Source organism: Natrononativus sp. DTA114, from assembly GCF_059736515.1.
Window position 1 is genome coordinate 594,796 of sequence record NZ_JCASSN010000003.1, and the last position, 16,087, is coordinate 610,882.

15 protein-coding genes are annotated in these 16,087 nt (G+C 62.6%); 12 read left to right on the plus strand and 3 right to left on the minus strand.

The window, feature by feature from the left end:
- Window positions 1–70: 70 nt before the first annotated feature.
- Window positions 71–1,036 (plus strand): D-2-hydroxyacid dehydrogenase, encoded by a 966-nt coding sequence (locus AC6I6S_RS13160; RefSeq protein WP_497950709.1) that lies wholly within the window; start codon window positions 71–73, stop codon window positions 1,034–1,036.
- A 22-nt stretch (window positions 1,037–1,058) separates the two neighbouring features.
- Here AC6I6S_RS13160 and AC6I6S_RS13165 read toward each other — a convergent pair whose 3' ends face one another.
- A complete protein-coding gene (locus AC6I6S_RS13165; RefSeq protein ID WP_497950712.1) occupies window positions 1,059–1,265 on the minus strand; it encodes a hypothetical protein in 207 nt (68 codons plus the stop codon).
- 104 nt (window positions 1,266–1,369) lie between these two features.
- Here AC6I6S_RS13165 and AC6I6S_RS13170 point away from each other — a divergent pair, with 104 nt between their 5' ends.
- The 3 genes from AC6I6S_RS13170 to AC6I6S_RS13180 all read left to right on the plus strand — a co-directional run bounded on the left by AC6I6S_RS13170 (window position 1,370) and on the right by AC6I6S_RS13180 (window position 3,156).
- Complete coding sequence (locus AC6I6S_RS13170; protein WP_497950713.1) at window positions 1,370–1,993, plus strand: helix-turn-helix domain-containing protein; 624 nt, start codon at window positions 1,370–1,372, stop codon at window positions 1,991–1,993.
- A 182-nt stretch (window positions 1,994–2,175) separates the two neighbouring features.
- Complete coding sequence (locus tag AC6I6S_RS13175; protein ID WP_497950714.1) at window positions 2,176–2,535, plus strand: group I truncated hemoglobin; 360 nt, start codon at window positions 2,176–2,178, stop codon at window positions 2,533–2,535.
- Window positions 2,536–2,727: 192 nt separating this feature from the next.
- Window positions 2,728–3,156: a universal stress protein gene (locus tag AC6I6S_RS13180; protein WP_497950716.1), complete on the plus strand. Its 429-nt coding sequence runs from the start codon at window positions 2,728–2,730 to the stop codon at window positions 3,154–3,156.
- A 42-nt stretch (window positions 3,157–3,198) separates the two neighbouring features.
- Here the strand turns inward: AC6I6S_RS13180 and AC6I6S_RS13185 are convergent, their stop codons facing one another.
- On the minus strand, window positions 3,199–3,450 hold the full coding sequence (locus AC6I6S_RS13185) for a DUF8593 domain-containing protein (protein WP_497950717.1): 252 nt from the start codon (window positions 3,448–3,450) through the stop codon (window positions 3,199–3,201).
- A 297-nt stretch (window positions 3,451–3,747) separates the two neighbouring features.
- Here AC6I6S_RS13185 and AC6I6S_RS13190 point away from each other — a divergent pair, with 297 nt between their 5' ends.
- Genes AC6I6S_RS13190 through AC6I6S_RS13220 form a run of 7 tightly spaced genes read left to right on the plus strand, consistent with a single transcriptional unit; the run spans window position 3,748 to window position 12,115 of the window.
- Entirely contained in the window at window positions 3,748–7,182 is a 3,435-nt protein-coding gene (locus tag AC6I6S_RS13190) for a type II/IV secretion system ATPase subunit (RefSeq protein ID WP_497950719.1), read from the plus strand.
- Window positions 7,179–9,242, plus strand: coding sequence for a type II secretion system F family protein (locus AC6I6S_RS13195; protein WP_497950720.1), 2,064 nt, complete (start codon window positions 7,179–7,181; stop codon window positions 9,240–9,242). Before AC6I6S_RS13190 ends, AC6I6S_RS13195 begins: the two co-directional genes overlap by 4 nt.
- 1 nt (window position 9,243) lies before the next feature.
- Entirely contained in the window at window positions 9,244–9,750 is a 507-nt protein-coding gene (locus AC6I6S_RS13200; protein WP_497950722.1) for a DUF7287 family protein, read from the plus strand.
- A 1-nt stretch (window position 9,751) separates the two neighbouring features.
- Window positions 9,752–10,366: a DUF7288 family protein gene (locus AC6I6S_RS13205; protein WP_497950724.1), complete on the plus strand. Its 615-nt coding sequence runs from the start codon at window positions 9,752–9,754 to the stop codon at window positions 10,364–10,366.
- A complete protein-coding gene (locus AC6I6S_RS13210) occupies window positions 10,360–10,845 on the plus strand; it encodes a DUF7261 family protein (protein WP_497950726.1) in 486 nt (161 codons plus the stop codon). Before AC6I6S_RS13205 ends, AC6I6S_RS13210 begins: the two co-directional genes overlap by 7 nt.
- Window positions 10,845–11,363 carry a DUF7266 family protein gene (locus tag AC6I6S_RS13215; protein ID WP_497950728.1) on the plus strand — a complete coding sequence of 173 codons (519 nt, stop codon included), beginning with the start codon at window positions 10,845–10,847 and terminating at the stop codon, window positions 11,361–11,363. Before AC6I6S_RS13210 ends, AC6I6S_RS13215 begins: the two co-directional genes overlap by 1 nt.
- A complete protein-coding gene (locus AC6I6S_RS13220) occupies window positions 11,360–12,115 on the plus strand; it encodes a DUF7289 family protein (protein ID WP_497950730.1) in 756 nt (251 codons plus the stop codon). The genes AC6I6S_RS13215 and AC6I6S_RS13220 overlap by 4 nt, the downstream gene beginning before the upstream one ends.
- On the opposite strand, the gene AC6I6S_RS13225 is transcribed toward AC6I6S_RS13220, so the two are convergent.
- On the minus strand, window positions 12,112–13,248 hold the full coding sequence (locus AC6I6S_RS13225) for a hypothetical protein (protein WP_497950732.1): 1,137 nt from the start codon (window positions 13,246–13,248) through the stop codon (window positions 12,112–12,114). The two genes, AC6I6S_RS13220 and AC6I6S_RS13225, sit on opposite strands and share 4 nt — an antisense overlap.
- Before the next feature lie 199 nt (window positions 13,249–13,447).
- Between AC6I6S_RS13225 and AC6I6S_RS13230 the strand changes: the two genes are divergently transcribed.
- Window positions 13,448–16,051, plus strand: coding sequence for a methyl-accepting chemotaxis protein (locus AC6I6S_RS13230; RefSeq protein ID WP_497950734.1), 2,604 nt, complete (start codon window positions 13,448–13,450; stop codon window positions 16,049–16,051).
- The last annotated feature ends 36 nt before the right edge of the window (window positions 16,052–16,087 follow it).

The following is a 16,087-nucleotide window of genomic DNA, read 5'->3' on the forward strand; positions in this document are numbered from 1 at the left end:
GCGCCAGCCTCGGTCGACTGCTCACGCCGAATGCGTGTGCTTCTTGGTGGCTCCTCGCAAGCACTGACCCATGACAGACGCATTCGAGGTGACCGTCCTGCGACGCGGCGTGCACGGAATTCCGGTCACCGAGTACGTCTCCGCGCTCGAGGAGCGATTACCCGGCTGTTCGATCCGCCACGCACGCACCCCTGCCGAGGAGCGAGACCTGATCGCGGACGCCCGGTTCGTCACCGGGCTGGACCTCGAGCCGGCGGCTCTCGAGGCCGCGTCCGACCTCGAGGTGTTCGCCTGCGCCTACGCGGGAACCGGCCACCTGCCCCTCGAGCGCCTGGCGGAGCGCGGGATCGCCGTCACCAACGCCTCGGGGGTTCACGGACCGAACATCGGCGAACACGTCCTCGGCGCGATTCTTTCGTTCACCCGCCGATTTCACGTCGGCGAGCGCCGCCAGCGTCGCCGGGAGTGGCGCCACTACCGAACGCACGAACTGCAGGGGTCGACGGTGACGGTCGTCGGCCTCGGGGCGCTCGGCACCGCGGTCTGTGAGCGCCTCGAGCCGTTCGGCGTCGACACGGTCGGTGTTCGACACAGTCCCGAAAAGGGCGGTCCGGTCGACGAGGTGGTCGGCTACGACGACGACCTCGGGGCGGCGTTCGCCCGCACCGACTACCTGGTGTTAACCTGCCCGCTGACCGAGGAAACGCGGGGGTTGATCGACGAAACCGCACTCGCCACGCTGCCGCCGACGGCCGTCCTCGTCAACGTCGCCCGCGGCCCCGTGGTCGACACCGACGCGCTCGTCGCGGCGCTCCAGGGACACGGCCTTCGGGGTGCGGCCCTCGACGTCACCGATCCCGAACCGCTTCCCGAAGAGCATCCGCTCTGGGGACTCGAGAACGTTCGGATCACGCCGCACAACGCCGGCTTCACCCCGAACTACTACGACCGGCTCGCCGACATCGTCGCGGCGAACGTCGACCGGTTCCGAGAGAGTGGCGAGACGGCGGACCTCGAGAACCGGGTGCGCCTCTGAGGGCCCCCGCGCGCTGGTCCCGTCATCGTGCGTCGGGATCAGCGTCGCTCGCGTTCCGGCCGAGGAGGTGGGCCCCGGCGAGAACGATGCCCAGCGCGAGGGCGGCGGCGACGATGACGATCCCGCCGTGCCACTCGGGGGCGAGCCAGCGCAGCCCGAACGCGAGGACCAGGCTCACGACGATCGCGACCGGCAGCGCGCCGGCGGGGAGCAAACGATCCTGTGACATGGCTCGAGTGTCGCCGGCCAGCAGCAAACGACCGTTGCAGGCGCATGCAGCCCGCCGGGACGAGAACATGGGGCACTTATTGACGGATCGCGACTGGATCGAGTATGGAGTCCGGAACGGGAGTTCACGTCCAGCTCACGGTAACCGATGCGGGCGCGTGTCCGCTCTCGTCGGTGAACGCCGAGATCGAGTCGCTCACGGTCGATCGGCGGTCGGGCGGAACCGTCGTCGGTGACGTGACGGTGGACGCGGACGGAGAGGACCCGCCGCTCGGCGAGGCGGTTTTCTCGGACGACTCGCAGGCGGTGTATCGCTACTCACACGACGGCGACTGTCCCTGCCAGCGCGTTCCGGACCACGGCTGCCCGATTCGCGACCTCGACGCGACATCGGGAACACTCCACCTCTCGTTTATCGCACCCGACCTCGAGACGCTGCGGGCGGTCGTCACCGACCTCCGGTCGTCGTCTGGCGGCGTGTCCGTCCGTCGGCTCACCCGCTCGGCACCCGAAGACGGCGACGGCTCGCTCCTGGTCGTCGACCGCCGCGCGTTCACCGACCGCCAGTACGAGGCCCTCGAGACGGCCCACGAGATGGGGTACTTCGACTCGCCGAAACGAGCGAGTTCACGGGCCGTGGCCGACGAACTGGGAATCTCGTCGGCGACCTTCGTCGAACACCTCTCGGTGGCCCAGACGAAGCTGCTCGACCAGCTACTCGAGGCATAGCTACCGATCTAATTTCCCGCTGGTGTTCGCCCGCCGATGCCTCACGCCAGTCGAGTCCCGCCCGCTACTGGCTGTTCGTCAACGTCTATGCTGGGCGATACCGCCTGACACACATATAAATAAACCCGACTGTGTGAGGAACAGGGTGTATCCGAACTCTCCACCGAGTGCAACCGGAAACAATGTCGCAATCTGTGTACCGAGAGATCGGCGGCCGCGAGGCCGTCGAGGCAGTCGTCGCGGACTTCTACGACCGCGTACTGGCAGACGAACGACTCGAGTCGTACTTCGAGGGGATGGATATGACAGAACTGCGCGCCCACCAGGTCCAGTTCATCAGCGCCGTCACCGGCGGGCCGGTCGAGTACTCGGGCGAGGGGATGCGAGAGGCGCACGCCCACCTGGATATCGACGAGGCGGACTTCGACGCGGTTGGCTCCCACCTCGAGGCCGCGCTTCGAGCGAACGACGTCGACGAGGCCAGCGTCGACGCGATTATGACGGAAGTCATCGCGCTCAAAGAGCCAGTTCTCAACCGGTAGGCGATCACCGCTGGCATCGGCTCCCGGCCGGTGAACGCCCGGGACCGGAGCACGTACGGCGAGTCGCCGAGACGGGCTGGCATTTATCTCGATCGGTGTCGAACCCTCTCCCGAGATGATTCGGAACGGAATCCGACAGCCGACGGCGAGCCGACTCGACGACCACGGCGTTCGACCCACGGTGATCGAGCGATGACGATGCACTTCGACGGGCCGGTGATCGTGCCGGCGGCGGACCCAGACGACGGCGAGCGGACCGCACGCGCGCTCGCGCCGCGACTCGCTTCCTCGAGTACGGCCGTCGTCGTCCACGTCGTCGAGAAAGCCGGCGGCGGCATCGACAAGGCGCCGATGGGAGCCCAGGAGGACGTCGCCGACGACATCTTCGGCCGTGCGCGTGGGCCACTCGAGTCAGCGGGTGCGACCGTGGAAACCGACGTGCTGTACGGGACCGACGTCGTGGAAGCGATTTTCGACGGAGCGCGCGATCACGACGCCGACGCCGTCGCGTTCGTTCCACGGGAGGGGAACCGGATCGCCGAGTTGCTCACCGGAGACGTCGCTCGGCGGATGGTCAAGGAAGCCTCGGTTCCGGTGGTCGTCCTGCCAGAGGTGGAGTAGGTATCGACGGACCCGGGGCCGTTCGGCGTCGATCCGATCGGATCAGACGTTCGGGTCCGTCCACTCCGTCAGTCGAATCTCGTCGTCGGTGACGGCGCGGACGTCGTCCGCTTCGATCGGAAACGTGTCCTCGTCGGCGCTCGACATTCCGAATCGAGAGCCGAGTTCATCGATCATCGACGGATCGGGGTCGACGTACGCCCGGCCGCGCTCTACTTCGACGACGACGCCGACCTCCCGGCCGTCGTCGTCGACGACGGTCTTGCCTTCCTCGCTGCTATCGAATGTAACCATGGTAGTACTCTCGTGGTGTCGGTGCCGTCCGACGTTCGGACACATGTCGTGACCCGTGAAATATCTCCACGGCGCACGTGCCGGGTAGCGCGGGGGGAGGCAGGCCCCGGCTCGAGCGGTGTCCTGTCGAGACAAATGGTGTCCTGGTCCTGACAAGATCTCCGAACGAGAGTCTCGACTCCGGAGGTACGGGACTGGTAGGTGCGTGGATGCTCCGAAAAGGCATGCCAGCGGGAATTATCAGACCTGGTAATGGGTGGATGAATTTTTTGAGGGGTGGGTCACTGAAGGACGGTAATGACTAGCGACGAACCCGACCAGTCGGACGCCCGACAGTTTTCTGACGGCGAGGCGTCGACCGCAGGGTCGGAAGATCACCACGCTGACGAACCGACGCGAGGATCGGACGTCCGCGTCGGCGAGTATACGTGGGCGGATTTCATGGCAGAACACGGGCATGGCGACGAGGTGTCTCGGCTGTACCCGGAGGACAGCGGCGGTCCGAACGATCAACTCGGCATCGATACGGACGAGGACACCGATGCGAGAACGCTCACTGCCGCCGACTGGGACCGTGTAGAGTTTGATCCGGCGGCACACCTCGGCTACGACCCGCTCGAACTTCCGTCTCTTCTCGGGACCGTCTTCGGCCCCAACGCGGACGCGCTTCAGGAAATCTTTCTCGAGTACGTCGATCCGGAGACGACGCCGGTCACGAAGGACGTCTGGACCTGGGAACACTACAAGTGGGAGTACTACTACGAGGACGACGGCAGTCGACCGCGCGACGGCGATGGCGAGATCGTTCGCCACGACGAGGAGGACGCGCTGGGGTTCGACCCCGATCGGATCGAGGAGTACCTCCACGCGGGCGGCCAGGCCGCGGCGGAACTCGACGACCTGGTCGACGAACGAACGGTCAACGTCGCCGAGGACGTCGACGAAGACGAGTTCTTCTCGACGGTCGAGGGGCACACGACCGTCACTAACCGGTACGATCTGGAGAAAGCGGTCTCGTTCCCGAAGAAACGTCACTTCACGGAGGTCGAGCGCTACTGGGTCGACAAACCCTACGCGTTCGTCATCATCTTCCACTCCGAGAAGGAGAACGAGAAGAAGTACTACATGATCGAGCCGTACCGGACGGAGATCGAGACGGAGCTTCAGGAGTTCCTCTCGGGCAAACTCAGGACGGCTATCAAGTACTCTGACGAGGGGATCAAGGAGATCGACGGCGAGGAGAGTCGTCGCGAGGTGATCGAGGCCGAAACACGACGGCTGCTCGAGCGCTACGACCTCTTCGAGGGGACCAGCGGGAGTACGGACGCGGGTATCCTCGAGACGCTCAAGACACTGCTCGACGACGACGAAACCGAGGAGTCCGAAGAGGGCGGTCTCGAGGGAATCGAGGCTCGTCCGGAGCCCGTGTTGCTCGAGGAGGACTCCGACCTCCTGAGCGAGTACCAGGTCGAGAAGCTGTTACACCTGCTCAAACGGAACTTCATCGGCTACGAGCGGATCGACGGCATCAAACACGACATCAACGTCGAGGACATCTCCGTCGACGGCTACAACTCACCGGTGTTCGTCTACCACTCCGAGTACGAGCAGATCATCTCGAACATCTTCCATGGGGAGTCCGAACTCGACGACTTCGTCGTCAAACTCGCTCAGCGATCGGGCAAGGGGATCAGTAAGCGGCTGCCGCAGGTCGACGCGACCCTGCCGGACGGCTCGCGGGCGCAGCTCACCCTCGGAAAGGAAGTGTCCGACCACGGGACGAACTACACGATCCGCCAGTTCAAGGACGTGCCGTTCACCCCGATCGACCTCATCAACTGGAACACCTTCAGCCTGGAGGAGATGGCCTTTCTCTGGCTCGCCATCGAGAACCACAAGAGCCTGATCTTCGCTGGCGGGACCGCATCCGGGAAGACGACCAGCCTGAACGCGGTGTCGCTGTTCATCCCCTCGGCGACGAAAATCGTCTCCATCGAGGACACCCGCGAGGTCGAACTGCCCCAGCGAAACTGGATCGCGAGCGTCACTCGACCGTCCTTTTCCGACGACTCCACTGGAGACGTCGACGAGTTCGACCTACTCGAGGCCGCCCTCCGACAGCGACCCGACTACATCGTGATGGGCGAGATCCGCGGCGAGGAGGGACGGACGCTGTTCCAGGTCATGTCGACCGGTCACACGACCTACACAACGTTCCACGCCGACTCCGTCGACGAGGTTCTGAAGCGGTTTACGACCGATCCGATCAACGTCTCGAAGACGATGTTCACCGCCCTGGACCTGGTTTCGATCCAGACCCAGACGCGGGTCCAGGGACGCAAGGTCCGCCGAAACAAGTCGCTCACGGAGATCAACCACTACGAGGCAGAACACGACGAGATCAACGTCCAGGACGTCTACCAGTGGCAGGCCGAAACCGACGAGTACCTCAAGATGGGGGACTCGAACACCCTCGACGCGATCCAGTTCGACCGCGGCTGGAGCCGGGAGAAGCTCCAGGGCGAACTGTTCAAACGGCAGATCATCCTGGCGTACCTGATCAAGAACGAACTCAACACCTACGCGCAGGTCGCGGCGACAGTCCAGGCGTTCATCAACGACCCTGACACGATCATCACGCTGATCGCCAACGGCCAACTCGAGGACAGCCTCGAGGACCTCCGGGAGATGGAGAGCGTGCTGATCGACGTCGACCCCGAAAAGGAGGAACTCGTTCCCCGACCGGGGTCGACCACCGAGACGTACAACACCTCGATGGACATCCTCGAGCGGGCCGAAGAGTCGCTGTTCGAGGATTACCGCGGAAAAGTGCCGAGCGGCCTCGCCAGTGCGCTCGGTAACCTCGAGGAGGCCGATCCGGTCGAGGTCGACGGCGAGGCGTTCGGCACCGATGCGGACGCGACGGTCGACGACTGGGATCTCGACGACGGGAGCGAGTTCACGTTCGGCGGATCGGCAGACGCGGAGAACGCGCCCTCGTGGCTCGATGACGACGGCGGGTTCGAAGTGGAGGCGGACGCGTCGGGAACAGACGATCTGGCCGACGACGCGACCGCCGATCAGACGGAAACGCCCCGACCGGACGAACCCGACCGGCCGGCGCTCGAGGCCCCGCCGACGGAGGCGACCACCGACGAGTCGGGCGCCGAGCCAGAGTCCACGGTTGACGCCGAAGCTGACGACCCTCCATCGACGGACCTGTCCCAGAACGACCCAGCATCGAGTACCGAACGCGACGACGCTGACTCCTCGGCGGATACAGCCACGGCCGACGGCACTGATACCCTCTCGTTCGACGAGGGTCTCGGCGACGGAGCGGACGACGATGGTGGCAACGAAGGTATCAACGCCGACGGCGAATCCGACCTCGGTGGCCTGTTCGACGATATGGAAGGGACACTCGAGAACCTCGAATCGGGGAGCCCCGAACCCGACTCCGAGCGGCCAGAAACCGGGGTCGACGGCTCGGAACTTGAGGGGATGTTCTCCGACGACGGCCTCGACTCGGTGTTCGGAGCCGACGCCGAGGCGGACGGTCAGCCGAACGCGGAGGGGTCGAAACCGGTCGAAACCGGCTCCCTCTTCGGCGACGAGTCGGAGTCGATCTTCGGCGACGAACCGGCGGACGAGGACGGATCGCTGTTCGATTCAGCGGACACCAGCGAGTCGGAGTCGATCTTCGGAACTGACGCCGGGGAGGACGACGAATGAGCTTGCAGACGGGCTCCGAGGGAATGAACTCCGGTTCCGACTCGCTGGGCAACGCGTTCTACCCCGTATACGACCGCCTGTTCTCCGACGACAGCCAGTTCGTCGGCGACGTCGAGTTGAAACTCGCCCAGGCGCGGATGACCGACACGGTCGAACTCTACCTCGCCCGCTCGCTCGGCGTGGGGTTCATCACCGGTCTGGTGCTCTGGTTTCTTGGCGTCGTCCTCGGCTACGCGCTGTTCGCGACAGGGCTCGTCCCGGTCGGGCGGTTCACCAGCATGCCCGTCCCGAACGAGACGGTGCTCGCGCTCATCGAAACGCTTCGGGTCCCCGCGCTAATTCTCGTAACAGGAGTCGTCTTCGGAACGATCGGTTTCGCCCTCGGCTTTGGCTCGCTCGTCGCGATCCCCTACTCGCGGGCGTCGGCGCGCAAGCGCGAGATCAACATGCTGCTGACCGACTCGATCTCGTTCATGTACGCGCTGTCGGTCGGCGGGCTCAACCAGCTCGAGATCCTCGAGTCGATGGCCCAGGCCGAAGACACCTACGGCGAGGTCGCAAAGGAGTTCCAGAGCATCGTCCAGGAGACGCAGTACTTCGACGCCGACTACCGAACCGCGGTGCGCAAGCAGGCGATCGAGACGCCGAGCGACGACCTCTCGCAGTTTCTGACGGACATGCTCTCGATCATCAACAGCGGCGGTGACATGGAGAGCTTCCTCGAGGACAAGAAGGAAAAACACATGCGCACCGCCAAGCAGGAACAGGAGACCACCCTCGAGACGCTCGAGCTGTTCGGCGAGATGTACATGACGCTCTCGCTGTTTCCCCTCCTGCTCATCATCATCCTCGTCATCATGCAGATGATTCCCTCCGCGGACGTCTCCGACGGCATGCTGTACATGACCGTCTACGGCCTGATTCCGATGACGGGAATCGCCTTCATCGTTCTCGTCTCGACGGTCAAACACGACGAGCCGGGCGACGGCTTCCTCTCGGTCGGCGGCGACGACAAGCGCATCGAGAGCGCCCAGAACCGGAGCCTGCTCAACCTCGGACTGGTCGAGCAGTTCACCGGCGAGCACAGCGTCTTCGACCGCATCAAGAACCGTGAGGGGACCCACGAAACGGCTCAGGTGCTCCGACAGCCACACCTCTTCTTTCGGGACAACCCGCTGTACACCCTCGCGCTCACCGTTCCCGCGTCGTTCGTCGTGATTGCGACGGGAATGATGAACGGGTCGGTGCCGACGACCTGGGAGGGGATGCAGGCGGCTCCCATCTGGGGAACGTTCGTCTACCTCTACCTCCCGCTGTACCTGACGATGATCCCGCTGGCGATCTTCCGCGAGTGGAACGTCCGGACCCGCAACGCCGTGATCAACACGCTCTCGGACGACCTCCGGAAACTCTCGAGTGCGAACGATACCGGGCTAACGTTGCTCGAGTCGCTGCAGTCGGTGGCGAACACGACCAACGGGAAACTCGCCCGCGAGTTCGAGGTGATGCACACCAAGGTCAACTACGGGATGAGCCTGAAGGAGGCGCTCGTGGAGTTCAACAACAAGTACCACATTCCGCGACTGGCCCGGACGGTCAAACTCGTCGTCAAAGCCCAGGAAGCCTCCAACCAGATTTCGGACGTGCTCCGCACCGCCGCGCTCGCCAGCGAGAACCACGACGAGATCGAACGCGAGCGCAAGTCGCGGACCCTGATGCAGGTCGTCATCATCATCATGACGTTCATGACCCTGCTCGCGGTGATCGCCATCCTCAAAACGCAGTTCATCGACACGATGGCGGGCCTCGAGACCGGCGGCGGAGGCGATACGGGTACCAGCAACGCCGGCGGCGCTGGTGGCGACCTTGGGGACGCGGACTTCAGCGAGAACGTCGATACGAACATGCTCTCGCTGCTGTTCTTTCACGCGATCACCCTCCAGGCGATCCTCGCGGGGTTCATCAGCGGCTACATCCGGGACGCGGACCTGTTGAGCGGGCTCAAGTACGTGATCGTCCTCTCGACGATCGCTCTCATCGCATGGATGATGGTGGCCTGAGATGGCGGGCTCGAGTCGTCCACGAAGCGTTTCGCTCTCGCTCGCAGAGCGCGGCCAGACCACCCAGGACTTCGTCGTCGGCATCGGCGTCTTCCTGCTGGCGATGGCCTTCGTCTTCTCGTTCGTTCCGTCGCTGCTGACACCGTTCGATTCGTCGGTCGGGAGTGCGGAGCAGGCGCAGGCGGATCGGATTGCTGGGGAGGTTGTGAGCGAACTCGAGGGCGATAGGCCGAACCATCTCCAGAATGACGGAGGTGAGTTCAACGGCCAGGGTGACTTCGAGGACCGAATAGATGCGATCGATTTGGGACAACGAACGATCGAGGGAGGAACGACTATCGATCGAGTGAATATCGAGATAGAACCTCTCGATAGTGGACCAGAATGGAATGTTGGTGACGAATACGAAGACGGCCAAACTGCGGCCAGTGCGAGCCGAATCGTCACCGTCGAAGTTGATGGGGCGGACTGCGATCCTGCCTGTCGGCTGATCGTGAGGGTGTGGTAAGATGAGACGAACAAACAACGATCGTGGACAGGCGTACACCCTCGAGGGATTCATCGGCGCGATCGTCGTCCTCATGGCGGTGTTGTTTGCCCTTCAGGCGGTCGTTATCACGCCGACGACCGGCGGGGCGGTAGATCGCTCGAGTCAGGCACAGACCCAACAGGAGGTGCAGGACGCGTTGGTCGTTGCGGAGAACGAGGGTGATCTGTCCGAGACACTCCGCTACTGGAACGACAGCGGCGATGAGTTCTACGAAAGCGATGCACCATCGGCGTCGACAGCATATACTGCAGAGAAATTCTCTGAGATAAGCCTCCTCGGTGAAATTCTCGAGGAACGGTTCGGTGAACGAGGTCAGAACTACAACGTCGAACTCGTCTACGAGGGACAGAGCGAAGAAAGCGACGAGGTGCAGTATTTCGTCTATCAAGGATCGCCGAGTTCGACGGCGGTCACGTCAAGCTATACTGTGACGCTGTATGATGATCAGCCCTTGACCGCCCCCGACCATGGTGGTACGTCGCTTCAGAACTCCGACCACGTCATTCCAAAGCACGATGAGGGTGATGAAAGTCCAATCTACAACCTCGTTGAAGTCCGGGTGATTGTGTGGTAACCGAAGTTCGAGAACGAGGGCAGTTGATTCTCGTCTCCGCGATTGCAATCGCGTTCATCATTCTCGGCGTCGTCGTGGTATTCAATGGACTGCTGTATACACAGACGGTTTCGACGAGCGGGACGAGTAGTGAAACGGCACATGTGAGTACGGTCGAACTCGAGATCAAACAGGGCGTTGGTTGCTACATTGATGAAGTCGATGGGTTTGAAGAAGGTGAAGACGATGATGAGAAAGAACAAATTAAAGAGGACATTCGTACAGATCTCCTGGAATTCGCGGACCTGCATCAAAATTCGGTGACGAGTTCGAGCTCGGCAGTTGTATTCATCCACGACATCGATGATGATGATATCAGTCTGGATGATGATACAGTGACTCTAACGTTTGTCTACGAGTCAAACGATGTTACCACCGTAAAAACTCTCGAAGACATTTCTATCGAAAATTGTCCGCCAAGGGATGGAGGTGGTAGCTGATGGCAGCGGCACGGAGACGATTCAGCGATGACGATCGCGCTGTCTCAATCACCGTCACGCACGTCCTAACACTCGGTATTACGGCAATTCTTATCTCTGGACTTATGCTCGGAGCCGGCTCGCTCCTCGAGTCCGAAACCGAACGAAGCGCGGATGGCTCACTGGAGACGATCGGCGAGCGGTTATCGGGCGAACTCTCGGATGCCGATCGACTGGCAACGGAGGACGATGACAAAGTAACGCTTCGAACATCACACCCTCAACGAGTTGCCAGTTCGACGTATACGGTCGAGTTGTACGATGAATGTGACGAACCGGGTGCCTGGATGATCAGAGAATATGAAGATGAGAATGGAAATGAAATAAAAGACTCCTGTCTGAAACTGTCTGCCGACAACGAGGACGTGACGGTGTTTGTTCCAGTATCGGCCAATGTCGCCGAAGATAGTGAGGCCCGCGGCGGTAGCATCGAAATCGTCTCTGAGGGAGACGAGGGGGTTTCGATTCAGAACGCATGACTCGAGTAATTGATTCTGGCAGTGACGGCCGAGATCGCGCAGTCAGCGAAGTCATGGGCTTCGTCCTCGTGTTCGCGATCATCATCGGCTCGGTCGGGCTTCTGTACGTCACCGGCTTTCAGGCCATGGAGGACTACCAGGAGGGCGAACAGCTTCACAACGCCGAGCGGGCGATGGACGCCCTCGCGGACAACTTCAACGACGTGCTGCGCTACGACGCTATTGACGAACGCTCGGGTGAGATTGCCCTCCGAGAAGGAACACTGAGTACGGGTGACGAGGGGACGACACTCGAGATTTCGGTCGATGGCGAAAGCGACCAACCGTGGGGGGACCCTATCGAACTCGGTGCCCTTGAGTACCAACGCGGTTCTTCCATTATCGCGTACGAGGGTGGGGGCGTGTTCCGGCACAACGAAGATAGCGGTGGCAGCGTTCCGCTTACAGAACCTCGAGTTCGGTGTTCGGACGAAACCGCGTTCGTTTCACTCGTCGTGATCGACGCCGACCAGCGGTCACTACAGAGTCAGAGTGGACAGGAGATCACGATCGACAAGTCGGGCGATCCGGTACGCTATGCCGAAACGTTCGAGGATGAAACGGAAGTCACCATCGAGGTCGATGGTCCACGAGAGCAGGCCTGGGAGACGGTACTCGAGAGCGAATGGGATAGCGATCCGGAAAATGGCCAATACGAGTGCTCAGCTGAGCGCGTAACCGTCCAGATCGTCGTCGTCGACATCGACTACTAACTCTCCCAATCGCCCCGCAACATCGCCCGTAACCCCGCTCGAGACGCCAACTCCTCGACCCACCCAGACAGTTTCTCCCGATCCCCAGCCGTATTCAGATACCAGCCGTTCGAGAGCTGGCGACACGGTTCCTCGAGCGCCTCCCCGGCAAGCACGACCTCCCCGTCGACCTCCCAGGGGAGTTCCACCCCGGAGAGACCGCGCTCGAGGAGGAACTCCGCGGCGTGGACGAGCGCCCCTGCGGGCGTCGAGTGGCCGATCGCGCCGACGGAGCCGCGGTCGCCGAAGAACCTGACGACGTACTCACCATCGGCGGGGTGGTCGCTGGCGACCGGCGACTCGGACTCCGACGTCGGTTTTTCGGTATCGTTGCCCGGGGATGGATTCTCACTCGAGCGGTCGGGATCCGAACCGGTGTCTCGCTCGAGGTCGCTGGCGTCGCCGACGTCGGGGTGTTGCTCGGCTGTCGAATCGGGTTCACCGGCCGTTCGGTTGGGGGTGGTTTCCGTGGGTACGGGGCCAGCGAGTTCGTCCACGAGCGTTTCGAGGAATCGGTCGGTCGCGACCTCGAGCGCCGGTTCGACCTCGTGGCCGGCGACGATCGCCAGTTCGTCTGCTATCGCGACAACGAGGTCGTCGTGGCGGAGCGCCAACCGCCGGGCGGCGAGGGCGCGTGTCTCGCTCTCGAGTCGAGCGACGAGAGTCCGGCGCGAGAGCGCCGAGAGTGCGGACTCGTGGTCCGGGATGGCCGACCAGTCGATGGTCAGTCGGTCGGGTCCATCGCTGCTGTGGGCGAGCAACCGTAGCGTCCGTCCGTTGGTGTACAGTGCTCTGTCGACGCCGGTTCGGTCCATGACCGCTTCGATTGCAGTGGTCCGGTCGTCGGTGAGCGGGTCGGTAAAAGCCTCGACGGCGACGAACAGCGCCGGCGTGTCGTCGATCGAACAGACGTACTCGAGCGACAGCCCGGCGACCGTTTCGTCCCCGCTGGCGTCCGTCTGCGGATCCCAGCCGAGCGTCGCAAGCAGGGGATCGACGAGGTGGACCCGCGTCTCCGTCCGAGTGGCTGGTGGCGAGGCGTCGACCAGCGCCTGCGTCCGTGCGACGAACGAGCGACGGTCGAACTCTGACATTACGAGACGATTCTCGCGGACGTGACATGTATCGATCGATCCGCTCTGAAACCAGCCTCGTTCGACGCAAAAAGTATTCTCAGACGTGATAATCTTAGGTAAGGTTTTATCTGGAGTGAGGACGGTTATCCGTCGTATGTTAGGCCCGGTTCGCAGAGTACTACCAAAATTCATCAGAAAGAGCTTCGCGGCAAAGTTCATGATCGCGTTGCTCATTCTTGGAGTTTCCGTGGGGGCAGTCGGGTATCTGGGTACGGACCAGATCGCTGGCGAGGTCGAACAGCGAGTGGAAGCCGACCAGGAGACGCTTGCCCACCACGAGGCCCGGAACGTCGAACAGTGGAACGATCGCAACGAACTACTCGTTGAAAGCATAGCCAAACAGGTCCAGGACGAAGACCGAGAGCGCCAGTATCTCTCCTCGGCAGAAAGCAGTGAGGACGGGATACATGCGCTCCATCACATAAACATCAACGACGAGGTCGTCGTCCACAGTTCGAACGACGAACTGCACGAGGCGTCGTTCGACGAGGTCGACGAAGAGTGGTCCGAGATGTTCGAAATCTCGGAAGTAATCACCAACTCCGGCGAGTGGACCTCCGAACCACTGCTCCTCGGCGCCGACGTTGCCGATGATGGGACGCCCGTGTTGAACTACGCGATGGTTGCCGGTGACAGCGAGCACTTCGTCATTATGTCGATGGATCTGGAGGCGTACTCCGGCGAGATGATCAACGCGGACGGCAGCGTCTCCTACATCGTCAACGTCGATGAGAACGGCGAAGGGACGATCGTCATGGACCCCGCGGGCGAATCCTTCGGTGAGACGTACGACAACGACATCTATCTCGGGGAGGACGCCCACGAACCGGAACTCAACAGGATCGGTACGGCAGGAAACGCGCTGAGTGCATCCGTTGGGAGCGGCTACGAGGACGATGAGTACCTCGCGACCGCGATGCGCGTGACCGAAGGCAGCGAATGGGTTGTGATCACTCACACCCCGGAAAGTGAAGCGTACGGGTTCGTCAACACCGTCAGCGACTACGGCCTCTACGCGTCCGCCGGTGCGATCCTGTTGATCGTCGGTATCGGCGGCCTCATTGGCCGGAGCACCTCCCGGTCGATCGATCGGCTGACGACGAAAGCAGAGCGAATGGAAGATGGCGACCTTGACGTGGAGTTCGAAACCCAGCGCGTCGACAGTATCGGCCAGCTTTACGGTGGGTTCGCCAACATGCGCGATTCGCTCAAAGCGCAGATTCAGGAGGCACAAGACGCCCGCGAAGAGGCCGAGCAGGCCCGAACCGAGACGGAGCGAATCAACCACCACCTCGAGGCGAAAGCCGACGAGTACAGCGACGTGATGCAGGTCTGTGCCGACGGTGATCTCACGGCGCGAATGGACACCGAAACCGATAACGAGGCGATGGCGGAGATCGCCGTCGAGTTCAACGAGATGGTTTCCGAGATCGAAGAGACGACCGGCGGGCTCAAGGCGTTCGCAAACGAGGTCGCGACGGCCTCCGAGCAGGTAACCGCCTCGAGCGAGGAGGTCCGATCTGCCTCCGAGCAGGTCACCGAGTCGGTCCAGGAGATCTCCGACGGTGCCGACCGCCAGAACGAGAGCCTCCAGTCGGTCACCTACGAGATGAACGGTCTCTCGACGACGATCGAGCAGATCGCCGCCTCCTCGAACCAGGTCGCCGACATCGCAGAGCGCACCGCCAACACGGGTGCCCGCGGTCGGGACGCTGCCGAGGACGCGATCGAGGGGATGAACGACATCGAAGCCGAATCCGAACAGGCGGTCGCCGAAATCGAGCGCCTCGAGGCCGAGATGGAACAGATCGACGAACTGATCGAGTTCATTACCGAGGTCGCAGAGCAGACCAACATGCTCGCGCTCAACGCCAACATCGAGGCGGCGCGCTCGGGCGACTCCGGCGAAGGATTCTCGGTCGTCGCGGGCGAAGTCAAAGAGCTCGCAGAAGAGACGAAACAGGCCGCCGAAGACATCGAGGACCGTCTCGAGCAGATCCAGGAACAGACCGAACGGACCGCAACCGAGGTCCAGCTCACGAGTGACCGGGTCTCCGAACACACCGACTCCGTCGAGCGAGCGGCCGACGCACTCGACGAGATCGCCGACTACGCCGAGGAGACGAACACCGGCGTCCAGGAGATCTCCGCGGCAAGCGAAGAGCAGGCGGCATCGACCCAGGAGGCCGTCGCGATGGTCGACGACGCGGCGTCGATCTCCGAGCAGACCTCCGCCGAAAGCGAGAACGTCGCGGCAGCCGCCGAAGAGCAGACGACCGCGCTCACCGAGGTGTCCCGCAGTGCAGGCGATCTCGCGAGCCAGGCGTCACAGCTTTCCGAGGCGCTCGACCGCTTCGACACCGACGCCGAGATCGAACTCGGCGAGGAGTTCCCGCTCGAAGTCGCCCACGACGAGAACGACATCCTCGACGAACCGGCCAACGAGCAGGCGGACTTCGAGTTGCCCGCGGACTCGGCAGATCAGTTCGACCCGGCGGACTCGGGTAGTGAACAGTCGGACGAACCAGCAGATTCGGTCGAGGAGACGCTCCCCGGGGACGGATCACCGTCCGCAGAACCGATGCCTGCAGAACCGATGCCTGCCGAACCGGTCGACGAGGATCTCGATTCGGGCGCGGACGTCGATCCGCTCGCACCGAACGGTGACTCTGACGACGGTACCGAGAGCGCCTCGGAGTCGTCCGATGAGGACTCGGAATCGGACGACGACGATATCTTCACGTTCGGCGACGACCGCTAAGCCGCGGACCCGTTTCGTTTTTTGCGTACGGCTGAC